Source organism: Sorangium sp. So ce185 (assembly GCF_051526825.1).
In the GTDB taxonomy this organism is placed as follows: Bacteria; Myxococcota_A; Polyangia; order Polyangiales; family Polyangiaceae; genus Sorangium; species Sorangium cellulosum_D.
The window spans coordinates 1,892,666-1,906,714 of sequence record NZ_CP150316.1 but is presented as its reverse complement, the minus strand read 5'-3'; the positions used below and the strand labels follow the sequence as shown (position 1 = coordinate 1,906,714).

Genomic DNA, 14,049 nt, shown 5'->3' with positions numbered 1-14,049 from the left:
ATCCCCTGCGCCCGTGGCACGTCCGTGGTGTCGAGGCCGGCTTTTGCGGCGCTTCTACCTGGAGTAGTAGCGCGCGGGCGACAGGTGTCGCGAAGGCCGCAGAACCCAGGGAATCCGGAGCCGCTCGCGCCCGCTCGCGACGGCCGCCGCCGTTTTGGCGGCCCCTGCCGCCGTTTCGGCAGCCGACGCGGCGGCCCTCTCCGAGGAAATCCACGGGCTCCTCGCAGCCGGCCAGCTCGCCGCCGCTCGCGGCTTCCCACCGCCGTGCGCGCCCCGCACGCCGCCGATGTCGCGGCCGGCGCCGGCTGGGTGGCGCTCCCCGACGCCCTGAACCGCAAGTATCCGAACGCCGGCCGGGAATGGCCTGGCAACGGGTCTTGCCCGCGACGCGCCCCTATCGCGACCGGGAGATAGGTCAGCTCCGGCGGCATCATCTGCACGAGACGGTGCTCCAGCGCGCGGTGAGAGAGGCCGCCCTCGCCGCCGGTCTCTCGAGGCGCGAGCTGCCACACCCTGCGTCACTCCTTCGCCACGCACCTGCTGGAAGCCGGGTACGACATCCGCACGATCCAGGAGCTCCTCGGCCACCGCGACGTGAGCACGACGATAATCTACACCCACGTGCTGAACCGCGGCGGCCTGGCCGTCCGCAGCCCCCCTCGACGGCCCCTTCGGTCCGAGGTTGTGAACGGACCGGTATGTGTCCGGCAACGTCCCGATGAGGCGGCCGCGTCGGTCACCCAGGCGCGACGCCTCCGGCTGCGCGTCCGCCGCGTCTCGTCCAGGCGCCCCCGGCCCCCCGGAAAGGCGGCGACGGGCTCGGTGTTAGTGTTAGATGGATGTACCCTATGGCGCTGGACGGCATTTGGGGCTTGCAGCGCAGAGTCGATCCGTGAGACGTTTCGTGGGGAGGCGAAAGGCAACGATCTAGGCAGACCTGGTCCGGAAGATTCGGTTGGCCAACCGAGTGATAGTTCGGCAGGGTTCTGTGAGGCTCTTCATTATTGAGAATGATAACAGCGATACTGCACTGAGGCTCCAATGACCGATGATGCACAGCCGAGTTCCAATGGGCCGCGCGAACCGCCACCCCAACTGCGCGACCTCTTCGCGCAGTTGATCGCCATTCCATGGCCCCAGGTCGAACAGCTCAACGAGAACGTGGAACGAGCGATCCAGCTGTTGCGCTATGCGACGCAACCTGGCGCTCCGAATGATCCGAGCCGCGCGGACTCGTACGTCCCCTGGGCATGGCTTATCAGAGAGATCGCGAAGTCATCCACGCCGATCGCCGTCCGCATCGCACGAGAATGGTACGCTCACCTGCACGGGCATGATGTTCAGGTAGGTGCGTTCTCGAAGTCGCGGGGAATTGCGGCGTACGCTGCTGGGTCACTGGACCTCCAACGCGGCAATGTCGCAGCGGCGCGTCGATGGCTTCATCTTGCCGCGTTGGAGGACTCTCGTCATGGGCACCGCGGCGCAGCTCGCACCGTTCTCATGGCGTCACTCGCCGAGACAAGTGATGTGCTCGATGGCCTCGAGGCGGTCACACGCAGTGCTCCGATCGCTCCCGAGAAGCTTGGGGCGCAGGCTGAGTATATCCTCACGAAGTGGTATCTATCACAAGACATCCGACGCTCCGATCAATCCTTAGACGCCGAACATGCCGTCAACCCGCACGTCTTGTCGCTATTTATCGATCACATCCTGGCGCCCTTCGATACCACCAAGGCTCAGGGCGATGCGCTTGAGGAGCTTGCCGCATACCTACTAACCCACGTTGTGGGGTGCTTTCCAGTTCGCGGCGTGACGACGCCCGATTTCGAGAACGACCTCGTCGTCCGAAACCTCTCGCGCAACGTATCCCCCGCGCTCGATGTGCTGGGGAGGTACTTCGTTGCCGAGTGCAAGAACTGGACAAGCCCTGTCGGAAGCTCGCAACTGGCCTACTTCGCCAATCGTATCCGATACTGTCGCGCTAGCTTCGGCATCTTATTCGCACGAAAAGGGATTACAGGGGGAGGAGAGCGTCAGCTCGCGGACGCGCGGTTTATGCTTCATCGTGCCTACAGCCACGATGGTGTCGTGCTTGCGGTGATAACGCTTGAGGACCTTCGATCAATCGCCGCCCAGACTGAGACTGTGCTGCAGCTACTCCTTCGAAAACATGACGAGGTGCGCTTCGGCACCCGTGTCATCGCATGACGGCACTGCCGAACAAGGGCTTGCTGACCGACGCGTGGGTGCGCCCAGCGCACCGACGCGCGGCAGAAGCCCAGACGTTAGGCGGGCGGGCTTCTAGCTGCGCTTCCACCCGAGCCCTTGACATTCACGCGAGCCGGCGCGTACTGTGACGATGCAGTTGTGGGAGGTGTCACGCGTCCATGCGAGCTCTTGCCAACGTTCTACTCACCCAGGACCCGCCGAGGGATGACGCCACCATCAACGAGAGATCCTGGCTTCTCTCGTCCATCTCGACCTTCGCAGATCACCAGGTCCTAGCGTTCTTCGAGGACGGCGACAGCAGCGCCAGCAATCTTGGCAGCCACTTCTCCAGAGTATCTCCGAAGTCTGATGGGACATTTGACCTCGAACTTGGCGCCGTCCTGCCAGATTGGCTCCCGAATATCGAAGACGACCGAGCGGAATACACCCTCGAGGTTCGTGCTGGGGACGGCAACCTTTATGAGATCTGCGTGTCCAACCAGATGGGGCGGATGAGCTACCTTCGCGAAGAAAAGCAATATCACATCCTCTTTCCAAGGCACAAGCTCTGGCGTGCTTACGCCGCGGACTTTGCGAAGGTACCAGCCGATGCACCCGAAGTTGCGACGCGCTCGGTTGCCACTGCGCGGTTCTCGATCGAAGGTATCAATGCAGTCGAAGCTCTTGAGAATCACGTCAAGAGATGCCAGCGGACGCTTATTGAATGCCTCAACAACATAGCAACATCCGTTGTGGCGCTCACGCGCGCAAGCTTTCCGACACTGCTGGCGCCCATCTACGACGAGTCGACCTTCGATGCGTTCTATCTGCTACTTCGTGGCGAGCGCACTGACCTCATTACGAGTTGGCGAGTGGTGTCCTCATTGCGTCAGGCGATGCGTCGACCATCGATGAGATTCGATGCAGACACCGCCAGTCGCATGCGTGCCTCCCTCAAAGAGGCTGGAAAACTCGACGATCTTACAAGAGTCATTCACATGGCACGGTGTTACGCCGAGGGCGGACTGCTTGAATTCGCGCTTCTTCAGCTTGTCATCGCCGCGGAGGTCGCCACCGATAGGTTTGTAGCCCAGATGCGGGGCAAAACGAAGAGGTCGTCAGGCGCAGGGTTTGCAACGCTGCTGAACGTCGAGTTGCCAAGGCTCTGTCCCACCAGCATGAAGCCGGACGCGGTACTGATTGGCAGGCTTGACCTCGCTCGTCAGCAAAGAAACAAGGTCATGCACGAGGCTGTTTTTGCCGCGAGCAGAGAGTACATCCGTGCGCTTCACGACGATGTGCAGGCATTTGTGGAACACTTGAACGGCGTTCTCACACATTTGGGACACCGACGTTTGACCGCCGGCTCAGCGGCTCAGACCAACTTCGCACGTTCAGAGGCGATGTGAAATTGCACTGCTTCGCGGCGGGTGGCTCCCAACAAGCGGCTGCTGGCCGACGGTGCCACGCGCTTCGCACGCGTCCCCGAAGCAGAGCCGCAAGTCGTCGGACTGATGGGATGATGCGACAATTATGACCACGCTGGACTTTGCGGTTCTGCCTTTCGTGCGTGCGGACGCACCCATCGAGGTCGGCACACTCCACCTGTGACGCAATGACCCCCAGGCGTGGCAGTCACGGTTTGGATGCCAGCCACCCAGCCTGCTGACTCTCTACCGTGACCGTAATGGGAGACCGATTGATGGCGATCTGTCCATTCTGAGCCGTCCCAAAGGTGAACAGACCAGCTTTTCGGAGTACCAAGATGCCGTCGTGGTGCTCTCGACCGCCGACTGGGTGCGAGGTATCTCTGGCTCCGCATCCGACTCCTGGATCTTCGAACCGTGGCGAATCGATAGCGGTGACGATGATCATATTCGGGTTGGCAAGTTCTCTGTGAACTTGACCGACTCGGGTCACGATCGCCTCTACCCTGACCCCTATACGCGTTTCGTTCGCCTCAACGTCCTCAGTACGGCAAACGCCATAAGGAAGCTGAGTCCGCTCCTTACCGCCGATGACGCGGCATCGCGCGCGAAACTGACTGCTCTCTGGCATCTTTATCTTGCTCGCAGAGACGCCCCGTATTTCGGGTCTCCGTTCGAAGACCTTGAAGCTGTATGGTCGGCTTTTGAAGCATGGTATCGCTTACCCAAGTCTACTGGATACCGTGACGACTCGCCTTATGCCCGGTTCTTGAGAGAGTGGACGCCGCGAGCTGTCGCTCGGCGCTTGCGCAACGGTGTATGGGAACGACGCCCTCGGAGCGCACTCGTCTACGATGGCGTATCTCAGAGCCTCCACAAGATCCTCGACGCCCGCATCGAGCGTGACCTGAGCGGTCTCATTGACGAGTTGTACGCTTTGCGGAGCGAACAAACGCATGGCGGCGCTCCAGAGCGAGAACGACTTCGGCGCGAAGAGCAGGACGCGCATGTGTTGGGGCTTGCGTTCGCTGTCTGGCGATATCTCATCGAATATGAACTTTTCGAAGATAATATATTCGTCGCAGGAGAGCTCGCCTCCAAGTTGCGCGATACTTTTCTGGAGCGATCCATCTACGACCGCCTTCTGCAAGCCTTCGACAAGACAGACCGCAAAGACTGGTGCGACGACACCGGCGTTCCCAGCAATCCAGATATGGTGGCGTCTTGTCGTGGTCTCTTTCAAGAGGTACTTGATATTACGGTTGTTCCGCGTCGCTACCGTCATACGACTAAGGCACGCGACGCTCGGAGAAAGGCTCTTCTCGTACTGTCGGCCTGGATGAAGGCGGCGGCAACGAAGGACCCGACCACCTCCAACGAAAGACCGATTGTTGGATTGCTTCAGGAAATCAGCTCGGCAGCTGCCACTTACAAGAAGCAGTCGCCGGACAAGATGGACGACGCGATGGTCAAGGCGCTGCTTCGGCGCAACGTTCACGAAGAAGACTCTTTCGACGCTCACCTCCTTGCCAAGATGGGAGACCTCGCTGGCATCCATTTCCCGACTTGGTGCAGGCTTATCGTTCGCCTTCATGAACTCGCGTCGGGGTACCAGTTGATGTAAACAGTAACAGCCCAACAAGCCGCTGGTGCTGACGCCGCGCCGAGCCTCGCTTCGCTCGGCAAGGCGCGCCGCAGCACAGCGGCCATCCGTTCGGCGGCGGGGCAACGCTCCACCATTGTTTGTGGAACGGAATCCGTCGAGGCGATGCTTGACCTCCCGGCCCATTTCGCGCTCTCATGCCGGCAGAGCCGACGCCGGCCGTTCCGCCGTCGGGGGCGATGTGGCCGAGCTCGACCAGGCGGACGGCGACGGCCCCGAGCTCGCCAGCGTCCTCCTCGACGCTGTGGCCGCGGTGCCTGCTCCGGCGCCATGTACGACGCCAGCGCGATCACGCGCTCGCCGGCGTCCATCTCGACCCCGCGGCCGCTCCGCAGCCCGTGGCGCGGAGCCCGCGCTCGAGGAACTCGCCGGCGACGGTCCCGAGCTCGACCAGGTGGACGGTGGGCGGCGACAGTCCCGAGCTCGCGCGGCGCTGGGAGCTCCGCGGGCTCCTCGCGACCGGTCAGCTCGCCGCCGCTCGCGCCGTCCACGCCCGCCTCGGCGCCGTCGTGGCGCTGCTCAAGCTCCTGCCACCGCCCCGCTAGCGCGCCGAGGAGGACCGCCACGACCTCGCGCCGGTCCTCGGCGGCTCCGCCCCGCTATCGCCTGCGCGGTGCCGCCCTGGCGCCGCTCCTATCCTCGGGGGCGAGAGCTCGCCACGGAGCACCCTTGCCACGGCGGCGAGCGCCTCGGCGGCGGCCGCGAGCGCCACCGCGGAGGCGTCGAGCTCCGCGGCGGCCGCGGGGAGGGCCCGCCCTCCGAACAGCGTGACCGTGCTCGCTCTCGTGGCTTCCTCCTGCGACATTTTCCAATCCTCTGTTGTTAGAGGAGTCCAGATCTGCCCCTTGCTGCGCTTGCTCAGCTTCGATCGGCCACCGCTGCCGGGCGCGGAGCTCGTGCGACGAGTCTTACTGGTAAGCGCTGCGCGAAGCGCCGTAGCCCCCAACGTCGGTCAGCTGGTGCAGGATGGGCGCGATGGAACCGGCCCGGTCAGCTCGTCGCGCGCTGCTCTTCCGCGGGAAGCGGGGGCGGGACGGTGATCGGCCCGAGGGGCAGCTTCATCTCTTCGGCGACGAGGCGAGCGCGGGTGCGCGCCCAGTACCTCGGGGCGAGCTCGAGGTAGCGCTCGCGCGGCCAGTAGGGCATCACGCGGATGACGTCGGCGAGGTAGGCCTCGGGGTCGAGGTGGTGGAGCTTGCAGCTCGCGACGAGCGAGAAGAGGTTGGCCGCGGCGGAGGCGTGGTCGTCGCTGCCGAAGAACAGCCACGCCTTTCTCGCCACAGCGATGGATCGCAGAGCTCGCTCGCTCGCGTTGTTCTCCAGGCGCAAGCGGCCGTCGTCGAGGAAGCGCCGCAGGGGCTGCTCCTGGTTGAGGGCGTAGCCGAGTGCGGTGGAGACCAGGCCGCGCTCGCGGGGACGCGCGTGCTCGGCCTTGACCCAGGCGAAGAACGCGTCGACCAGGGGGCGGACGGCCGCGTCGCGGCGCACCTTGCGCTGCGCTGGCGCGAGATCCGCCAGCGTGCGATCGGCGGCGAACAGGGCATTGATCCGGCGCAGCCCCTCGACGCCGAGCTCGTGCTTGCAGACCGCCGCCTCCCAGAAGTTGGTGCGGCAATGCGACCAGCATCCGACCTCCGTCGGTGGCGGTCCACGTCCCTCGTCGGCGGAAGCGCCCCTTGGGGGCGTGCCGCGGAAGAGGGCGTCATAGATCGCGTGGGCGTCCGCCTGGATGTATCGCGAGAAGCCGCGGAACATCTCGCAGACCGCAGCGCTGGTATGCTTGGGCTGGTACTCGAAGAAGACGTGATCCTTGTCCGCGAGGACGACGAAGAAGTGTCCTTTGCGGCACGGTCCTGGCTTCTTGTCCTTGCGCTCCTGGATGGGCCCGGGCTGGATGGAGACCCCGGTGGCGTCCGTGGAGAGGCAGAAGGCGGTCTCGAAGGCCTCTTTCCGTGCGGCCTCGACGATGGCGCCCAGGGTCGCGCCCACATCTTCGGCGTAACGGCACATCGTGCCGCGATCGAGCGACGCCCCCTGAAGCTCCAGCTGCTGCTCCAGCCGATAGAACGGGACACCGAGCAGGTACTTGCTGGTGAGTATGTGCGCAACGACCGACGGCGCGAGAAACGACCTCCGGAACAGCTCCTTCGGAAGCGGCGTCGTGATGAAGACCGTGCAGGTCTCGCCCGTCGGCGCCGACGGCGGCGTGTCGAGAGGTGCGGACGAAGCGCTCGGCGCGCCGGCCGCGGCCGTGTCTTCCGGGCTGACGCTCACAGCAGGCGTCGGCGTCGGGACTTCTTTCGCGACGACCTGGAGCGGGGCAGCTTCCCCCTCGGCCGAGCTGCTCGCATCCGTGACGGACCTCTCGGCCTTGTACACGACGCGTGCGAGCACGATGCGGCGCATGCCTCCACGCTCGTAGCCGAGTCGTGAGGTCTCCTCGACCCCGATGCGCATCGCCGTCGCATCGAGCTCGGGACAGGAGAGCTCGATGCGGACGACGGGGAGGTCGGACTCGGACAGGTCGCGGCGGCCCTTGCCGCCGGGCCGTCGTTTCGGCCCCTTGGGGTCGTCGTGCTGCCGCTCGTCGCCGCTCTTGCGCTCGGCGGCATCCAGGGCCTTCTCGAGGCGCTGGACTTCGAGGAACATCGAGTCGAACGCGAGCTGCTCGGCGCTCACCTCGGCCCGCTCCGCCTTCGCCACGAACAAGCGGCGCCGCAGAAGCTGGAGCTGCTCGAGCGCACGTGTGTAGGCGCGCCGGAGCTGCGCGAGCGCGTCGCGCGCTCCCACGAGCTCGCTCTTCGCCGCGGCGAGCTCAGCTTCGAGCTGCGCGATGCGCTGCTGCTCGGGCGTCTGCGTCGGCTTGTCCGCAGCGTCGTGCACGGCGCCGCTCTACGTGCGCCGATCGTACTTGTCGAGCAAATTCGGCGGAGTCAGTGAACGCGGCGCGGGGCGCGCCTTGTGGGCTTCGGCGTGGGCGCGATCTCGATGCCGTCGAGCAGCGTCTCGAGCGTCGCGTCGTCCACCTCGACGTGCGTCGCGCCCTCGGCCGGCGGGTCGGGGAGCACGAAAGTACCGCGATCGAGGCGTTTCGAAAAGAGACAGAGTCCGCTGCCGTCGAAGAAGACGATCTTGATGGTGGTCCGCCGCTTTCCAATGAACGCGAACAGCGCGCCGCATCGGGCCTCGTACCCCACGCGTTCGCGAATGAGACCCGAGAGCCGCTCGAAGCCGTAGCGCATGTCCACCGGCTCCAGCGCGACAAACACCTGCACGCCCGCCGGAATCATCGCGCTGCACCGCCCAGGGCGCGGACCACCTCGGCCAGGAGCGTTGGGTCGAACCCCGCGACGACGCGCACCCGCGCGCCGCCGACCTCGACGACGAGCTCCGGAGCGCTCATCGCCGCTGGCGCCTTCGGCACCAGCCGCAGAAAGCGCGGGCGCTCCGCCCGCGAGAGCCGGCTCGACCAGCCGTGCAGCGTCGATGCCGCAAAGCCGCGGCTCCGCGCGAACTCCTCGGCCGACTCGCCGCTCTCGCGCCACGCCCGGACTCGATCCGCCCATTTTTCTTCTGTCGTCGATGTCCTTGTCATGCGCGCCATCATGCGCTGGACGTGGCGGCTGGGGAGAGACGGCGCTTCATGCAGCGCTTACTCTTACTGGCAGCCATGGTCTTGCTCGTCTACTCGCTTGGTGCAGCCCCAGAAGCGGCCCTCGGTCGATAAATAGAAGCGATCAAGGTACGCTAGCAGCGGTTCGCCAGGGCGCCGGATCACGCCTGCATCCTTCGCCTCGCCGTACATTCTCCACATGTCTGCATGACGGCAATGCGGCCCGTCTTTAGGGGGCTCCTGGCATCCGTGCCATTCCAGCCCGCATATCTCGCACGTGTCGAGCGGCGAGTCGATCTCGATAAGTTCGGTGGCAAACCGCTGGATCGGTCTGCGCACGTACGGCTCCGCATCTGGCACGAGCTCGGCTGCGCGGCGAAGATGCCGGATGGTTTCGAGCACCTTACCCGCTCGCTCGATCTGCTCCGTGCGGGACGGTTTCGGCGCACTGGCTTGCGACACGCGCGCTTGCATGCGCCGGAGCATCTCCCCGGCCCACCAGAACTGGCGGATCCCAAATTCTTTCCACTCATCAAGCGCGTCAAAACTGCGTGGGCGGAGCGGGCTATCGAGCTCTTGCAACGGGTATCCGATCTCGGCGAGCGCCGCCCGGATGTCAGCCATGGCCCGCTGCGCGCCCTCTCGCCGCGCCTCATCCTCGGCGGAAACCTTCATCAGGCGCCGATACTCCGCCACCTGCTGATCCGCCCGAACGATCCACGAAAGATCGATCATGTCTAGTCCTCCTTGTCTAGCGTGCAATCGAGCTCCTTGAGGCGCTCAAGCTCCGCGCGGAGAGCGGCACGAGCGCGAGCACGCATCTTATAAGCCGTCGACAGTGGGATTCCCGCCACCTCCGCGACCTTTCTCATCGGTCTTTCGTCCAAATTCCGCGCCAACAGGATCCCCGCGGCTTCGGGGTCGGCGCGAAGGAGCGCGTCGAGCAGATCGAGCCTGCTCTGTTCCGCGATCAGCTCCGCCTCAGCGTTCCGCCGAGGGTCAGGCGTCTCAGGATCGAGCGGCTCCTCCGTCAGGATCTCAACGGAGCGGAAGTGCTGCCTAAAGTACCTAGACACGCTCCGTGCGACAATGCGGTGTAGCCAGCGTGAGAAGAGCTTCCGGCGCCTCTCTGATGTCGCTGCGCTGCTTTCTTGTCCTGGCCGATTGAAATCAGGATTGAATCGGGGCCAGGCAGCGGCCGCCGTCTCCAGCGCGCACTGCGTAACGTCGGCCCGGTCGTTCCGTGGAACGCCCATGCCTGCGATCCATGCCGCTACAACCGCGAGCCCCCGCTCGCCCGCGGTGCTCCGGAGCGCAGCGAGCAGAGCAGCAAGCGTAGCGGGATCGCCGGACGTGGAGATTCGAGCAATCGCCAGAATAGCCGCCGCGAGCGCGAGCAACAGCGTTGTCGAGCCGTGTTCGGCGAGCATCGCATCACTCCGAATGAAGTGTGTACCGCCGGTCGCACGCCCGTTTCCACAGAACGCGAGGCGCGGCCGCGGTCACCCATGGCTCCCTACTCCTGGAAGTGTCGTGTTCAGCGCGGAGCGCTCAACGTCCTCCCAATCCGATCCGCGTGCAGGACTGGACCCGCCTTGGTCACGCTGCAGCGGGAAGCTCGTCAGCGTTGCAGCGCGGCGCGCGAACTCGGTCCCCGCCTCGACGCGAGCAGGCAGCGGCGATCTCAGCTGCGGCTGTGGAGGCGGCGGGAGCTTGGCGCGTGGGCTCCTGGCAGCCGGGTCAGGAGCCGGCACCACGGGCGGCGGAACATCAGGCGCGCGAGGGGGTATCGAGGGCGGGTTCGGTGGCACCGAGATCGACGCGGGCGAGGCCGCCGTACGCGTCGCGCTCTCGCGCCTGGTGGTCGGTTCATCAAGCTTGATCACGACCGTTTCGTCCGCGTCGGTTCGGTAGTCATCGTGCAGCCGCCACAGGCGCTCCCAGTACCGAGCGGGCGTGCCCGTGAAGACCTCCAACTGCCGCGCGAGGCCGGGCGAGATCGGGAGGTCGCTGTTCAGCAGCCGCTCCACGTCCCTCGGCGTGAGCCCCGTGCTCTCGGTCAGTCTTCGCTGCCACGCAGGTATCGTCGCGCAGAACGCTTCGAGAACCCTGCCCGGCCACGGGATAGGGCGCGCTCGGACGTCGGCCGTCGCAGCGATCAGCGCATCGACATGGCAGTCCAGCAGGCGCTGATACCGCCCCAGCTCCTGCTCGGCCTTTTCCTTCGCATCGGTGAGGGTTGCCTCCTCGTCGTCATGCGCCTGCTCGCGCGCCTCGCGAAGCCCGTGTTCGCGTCCCATCGCCTCGCGCGCCGTGACCGCGAAACCGATCGCGACGCAGGCCATCATTGCGAGAACGATCGGCGAGACGAGCCACATCGCACACAGCATGTCTTCCATGATATTTCGCCTCCTGGACGTGCGCGTTCCTGTCCGACGCAAGGCGGATCTCGGCCTTGTGCTGCCGGAAGACATCACCGGCGCCGCCGCCTGCTCAGCTGCTGATGGACGACCGACGATTCAGCGAAGCAGTTTGAGGAGTGCTTCGCGCTCGGCGGCGAGCCGCCCACGGGGGAACTCCCGCGCGTGGGCCTCAAGCAGCCGTAGAGCCTCGACGTCGGCCATGGCGTCGTGGGCCTCGATGGCTCTTCGGGCCTGGTTGACCAGGCTCCTCTCACGATCGCTGACAGTTGGTCGAGCGGCGCTCGCCGGAGTCGACGCGGGCCGGCGAGCTGTCGTCTCGACGGGAGCAGGCGTGCTGCTCACAATCGCCTCGGCGCCCGCGTTTCGTTGTTCCCTCGACGACGAGCTCTCGTGCGCGATCGGCGCTGCGGGCGCCGCGGCGCCCTGCGCGCCTCCACCTCTGGCAGGCGCCGCGGCGCTGAGCGCGCTGTCTCGCACGGGAGACGTGGCGGCGTCCCGCGCTCGGGGCGCGGTGGTAGGGGCGCGGACCGCCGCCGCCCCGACCCTCGATTTCAGGTCGGGCGGGGATGGCACTGAGGAGACGAGCGCGCCGGTCAGCAGGACGAGCGCGCCCTGAACGAGGACCCTCACCCCCAGACGGCGCAGCCAGGCCACCCACGACGCGCGACGGCCGAAGCCCAGTGCAAGCGGCACGCAGGCGCTGTCGTCCCATCCCCGAGAGCGCTGCTGCGCCTGCCACCGCTCCAGCTGCACCCGGAGCGCCTTGTGCGCCCGCCAGTGTCGCGTCCTCACGGTGTCCAGCGAAAGCCCCTGCTCGGAGGCGATCTCGGCCAGCGGGACCTCTTGGAGGTCGTGCTTGATCAAGAGATCCCGGTACTTGGGATCGAGTTGGTCTAGCAGTTGCCGCGCGAGCTTTTCCCGCTGCCGTCTGCGGAGCAGCTCTTCCGGCGTGAGACACTCATCTCGGATCTCGCACCCATCGAACGACGTCAGCACCTCGCCGCGGCAGCGTGCGTCACGGACGTGATTGCGCGCCTGGTTGACGGCGATCGTGACGCGGTACGGGGCCAGGTCTCCACCTAGATCGAGCCGCTTGTCGGCCTCTAGCCCCCGCAGCAGCGCTTCCTGGGCGACATCCTCGGCATTTCGCGCCGGCACACCGTGGCGCCGGGCGAGGCGCCGGAAGAGCTCGAAGCCGGGGGAGACGGTCGCTGGCCTGTCCACGGTAAGCAGCACACTTGAGCCGGCCAAAACGCTTCACAAAAAAGGAGCTGAGGAGCAACTTTGGTCGGATAATGTGCTCCAGGGTAACACCTTCGTCCACATAGAACCGGGCCCGCGAGGAAGGCTGAGCACATTCCGTCATCCGACCGCCAATTCTCGTCCAAGCGGCCGAGACGTTGCGGCTTCTGCCGGTTGACGCCGAGCGGCCGGCGTAAGTACCGTCACTGGATGCGTTACATTGCGCATTCGCTCTCGATTTTTCTCACACTCGGGGCCGCAACAGGTTTCACGAAGTCTGCCAGCGCCGATGATGTCTCCGCGAAGGCGCAACAGGATTCACGAAGTCTGCCAGCGCCGACGATATCGCCCCCGGCGGCGAGACGGAGCGACAGCTCATCGGTGAAGGACCATGTTCGCCGTGGTCAGAGAGCGCGCAATGCCGGGCGGTGGATCGAGGCACACGCTGCCTACAAGGCTGCCTTCGATGCCGTAGACCCGGCGACCAGCACCGAGCGAGAGCGCGCGGAGCTCGCCGGCGAGCTCGGCCTTTGCGAGATCGCGCTGCACCGATACCGCGATGCTGCCGAGCACCTTGCCAAGAGCCTCGAGCAGCGCGAAGTGCTGCCCGATGCGCTCCAGCGGCGATACGAGGCAGCACAGCGCGAGACAGCGAAGCGCGTCGCTATGCTTGTTCTCTCGGTCGACCCGCCCGACGCCGAGGTGCTCGTCGACGGCGAGCGCATCGGGCGGACCGCGCGGACCTACACGCTCTTCTTCGAGCCGGGCAAACACATGGTGCGGGGCCGTGCACCGGGCCATGAGGACGGGCTTCATTCGTTCCTCGCCGCGGCGGGCGCGGAGCACGAGATCACGATGAAGCTGCCGCGCACTGCGGTGAGCGGCACCAACGAGACCGCGCTGGTGTCACCGAAGGAAGCACCTAAGACCCTGAGCCTTTCGTCCGGGTCCGATGCTACGAGGAAGGCACAGCCTCCCAGCCCGTGGGTTTCCTGGCCGGGAGCGCTGCGCGTCGCGGGTATCGCCGTCACGACGGGCACCGTGCTCGGGGGCGGCGTCTTCATGCTCAGGGCCCGCAAGCTGAATGATGACCTCAGCGAGCGGCGCGACGGGCTCACGCGCGGCTCCACGTCAAGCTCGACGATGTGCTGGCAAGCGCCGCCGGACTCCCCATGCGCTGACCTGCTCCGCCTGCGAGACGCCCGCAACTTGTCCGCCGGCGTGGGGACTGCCCTAGTCATCACGGGTGGCGTGATCGGGGCAGTGACCGCCGCGTCGTTCTTCACCGATTTTTCCTTCCTGGGGGGCACGCCGACTCAGGAGCGGGTTCACGTCACGCCCGTGGCGGCCGGGGGTGAGACCGGCGTGAGGATCGAGGGACTCTGGTGAGGATGCGAGGAGCAGACGGGAGGCGTTCGCAAGCAGGTCCGGAGGGCCGAAGCGCTGCAACGTCCGTCGTCGCTGTCACGCTCT

13 protein-coding genes and 1 pseudogene are annotated in these 14,049 nt (G+C 65.7%); 6 read left to right on the top strand and 8 right to left on the bottom strand.

What is annotated here, in order from left to right; translation table 11 throughout:
• Positions 1 to 264: 264 nt before the first annotated feature.
• From WMF26_RS06960 to WMF26_RS06940, 5 genes and pseudogenes are all read left to right on the top strand, one after another.
• Positions 265 to 657: pseudogene (locus WMF26_RS06960) on the top strand (tyrosine-type recombinase/integrase); the annotation flags it as partial.
• A gap of 384 nt (positions 658 to 1,041) precedes the next feature.
• On the top strand, positions 1,042 to 2,208 hold the full coding sequence (locus WMF26_RS06955; RefSeq protein WP_437999675.1) for a hypothetical protein: 1,167 nt from the start codon (positions 1,042 to 1,044) through the stop codon (positions 2,206 to 2,208).
• 179 nt (positions 2,209 to 2,387) lie between these two features.
• Positions 2,388 to 3,617, top strand: a complete 1,230-nt coding sequence (locus tag WMF26_RS06950) for a hypothetical protein (RefSeq protein ID WP_437999674.1) — start codon at positions 2,388 to 2,390, stop codon at positions 3,615 to 3,617.
• A 364-nt stretch (positions 3,618 to 3,981) separates the two neighbouring features.
• Positions 3,982 to 5,259 (top strand): hypothetical protein, encoded by a 1,278-nt coding sequence (locus WMF26_RS06945; protein WP_437999673.1) that lies wholly within the window; start codon positions 3,982 to 3,984, stop codon positions 5,257 to 5,259.
• 440 nt (positions 5,260 to 5,699) lie between these two features.
• Complete coding sequence (locus WMF26_RS06940) at positions 5,700 to 5,843, top strand: hypothetical protein (RefSeq protein ID WP_437999672.1); 144 nt, start codon at positions 5,700 to 5,702, stop codon at positions 5,841 to 5,843.
• Here WMF26_RS06940 and WMF26_RS06935 read toward each other — a convergent pair.
• The 8 genes from WMF26_RS06935 to WMF26_RS06900 all read right to left on the bottom strand — a co-directional run bounded on the left by WMF26_RS06935 (position 5,840) and on the right by WMF26_RS06900 (position 12,570).
• Complete coding sequence (locus WMF26_RS06935; RefSeq protein WP_437999671.1) at positions 5,840 to 6,103, bottom strand: hypothetical protein; 264 nt, start codon at positions 6,101 to 6,103, stop codon at positions 5,840 to 5,842. The two genes, WMF26_RS06940 and WMF26_RS06935, sit on opposite strands and share 4 nt — an antisense overlap.
• Positions 6,104 to 6,288: 185 nt before the next feature.
• Positions 6,289 to 8,181, bottom strand: a complete 1,893-nt coding sequence (gene tnpC, locus WMF26_RS06930) for an IS66 family transposase (protein WP_437999670.1) — start codon at positions 8,179 to 8,181, stop codon at positions 6,289 to 6,291.
• A gap of 50 nt (positions 8,182 to 8,231) precedes the next feature.
• Complete coding sequence (gene tnpB, locus WMF26_RS06925; RefSeq protein ID WP_437999669.1) at positions 8,232 to 8,588, bottom strand: IS66 family insertion sequence element accessory protein TnpB; 357 nt, start codon at positions 8,586 to 8,588, stop codon at positions 8,232 to 8,234.
• Positions 8,585 to 8,893, bottom strand: coding sequence for an IS66 family insertion sequence element accessory protein TnpA (gene tnpA, locus WMF26_RS06920; protein WP_437996734.1), 309 nt, complete (start codon positions 8,891 to 8,893; stop codon positions 8,585 to 8,587). Before tnpA ends, tnpB begins: the two co-directional genes overlap by 4 nt.
• A 63-nt stretch (positions 8,894 to 8,956) precedes the next feature.
• Positions 8,957 to 9,646 carry a hypothetical protein gene (locus tag WMF26_RS06915; protein WP_437999668.1) on the bottom strand — a complete coding sequence of 230 codons (690 nt, stop codon included), beginning with the start codon at positions 9,644 to 9,646 and terminating at the stop codon, positions 8,957 to 8,959.
• Between the two features lie 2 nt (positions 9,647 to 9,648).
• The gene (locus WMF26_RS06910) at positions 9,649 to 10,341 is read right to left on the bottom strand and encodes a hypothetical protein (protein WP_437999667.1); all 693 of its coding nucleotides are present in this window, start codon (positions 10,339 to 10,341) and stop codon (positions 9,649 to 9,651) included.
• Between the two features lie 72 nt (positions 10,342 to 10,413).
• Positions 10,414 to 11,310 (bottom strand): helix-turn-helix transcriptional regulator, encoded by an 897-nt coding sequence (locus tag WMF26_RS06905; RefSeq protein WP_437999666.1) that lies wholly within the window; start codon positions 11,308 to 11,310, stop codon positions 10,414 to 10,416.
• Positions 11,311 to 11,430: 120 nt separating this feature from the next.
• The gene (locus WMF26_RS06900) at positions 11,431 to 12,570 is read right to left on the bottom strand and encodes an RNA polymerase sigma factor (protein WP_437999665.1); all 1,140 of its coding nucleotides are present in this window, start codon (positions 12,568 to 12,570) and stop codon (positions 11,431 to 11,433) included.
• 216 nt (positions 12,571 to 12,786) lie between these two features.
• Here WMF26_RS06900 and WMF26_RS06895 point away from each other — a divergent pair, with 216 nt between their 5' ends.
• A complete protein-coding gene (locus WMF26_RS06895; RefSeq protein WP_437999664.1) occupies positions 12,787 to 13,965 on the top strand; it encodes a PEGA domain-containing protein in 1,179 nt (392 codons plus the stop codon).
• Positions 13,966 to 14,049: the final 84 nt, after the last annotated feature.

Coding starts and splice junctions, on each gene's coding strand:
- WMF26_RS06910 (WP_437999667.1), bottom strand. CDS start 10,341: ATGCTCGCCGAACACGGCTCGACAACGCTGTTGCTCGCGCTCGCGGCG.
- WMF26_RS06905 (WP_437999666.1), bottom strand. CDS start 11,310: ATGGAAGACATGCTGTGTGCGATGTGGCTCGTCTCGCCGATCGTTCTC.
- WMF26_RS06935 (WP_437999671.1), bottom strand. CDS start 6,103: ATGTCGCAGGAGGAAGCCACGAGAGCGAGCACGGTCACGCTGTTCGGA.
- tnpA (WP_437996734.1), bottom strand. CDS start 8,893: ATGACAAGGACATCGACGACAGAAGAAAAATGGGCGGATCGAGTCCGG.
- WMF26_RS06955 (WP_437999675.1), top strand. CDS start 1,042: ATGACCGATGATGCACAGCCGAGTTCCAATGGGCCGCGCGAACCGCCA.
- WMF26_RS06895 (WP_437999664.1), top strand. CDS start 12,787: ATGCGTTACATTGCGCATTCGCTCTCGATTTTTCTCACACTCGGGGCC.
- WMF26_RS06915 (WP_437999668.1), bottom strand. CDS start 9,646: ATGATCGATCTTTCGTGGATCGTTCGGGCGGATCAGCAGGTGGCGGAG.
- WMF26_RS06950 (WP_437999674.1), top strand. CDS start 2,388: ATGCGAGCTCTTGCCAACGTTCTACTCACCCAGGACCCGCCGAGGGAT.
- tnpB (WP_437999669.1), bottom strand. CDS start 8,588: ATGATTCCGGCGGGCGTGCAGGTGTTTGTCGCGCTGGAGCCGGTGGAC.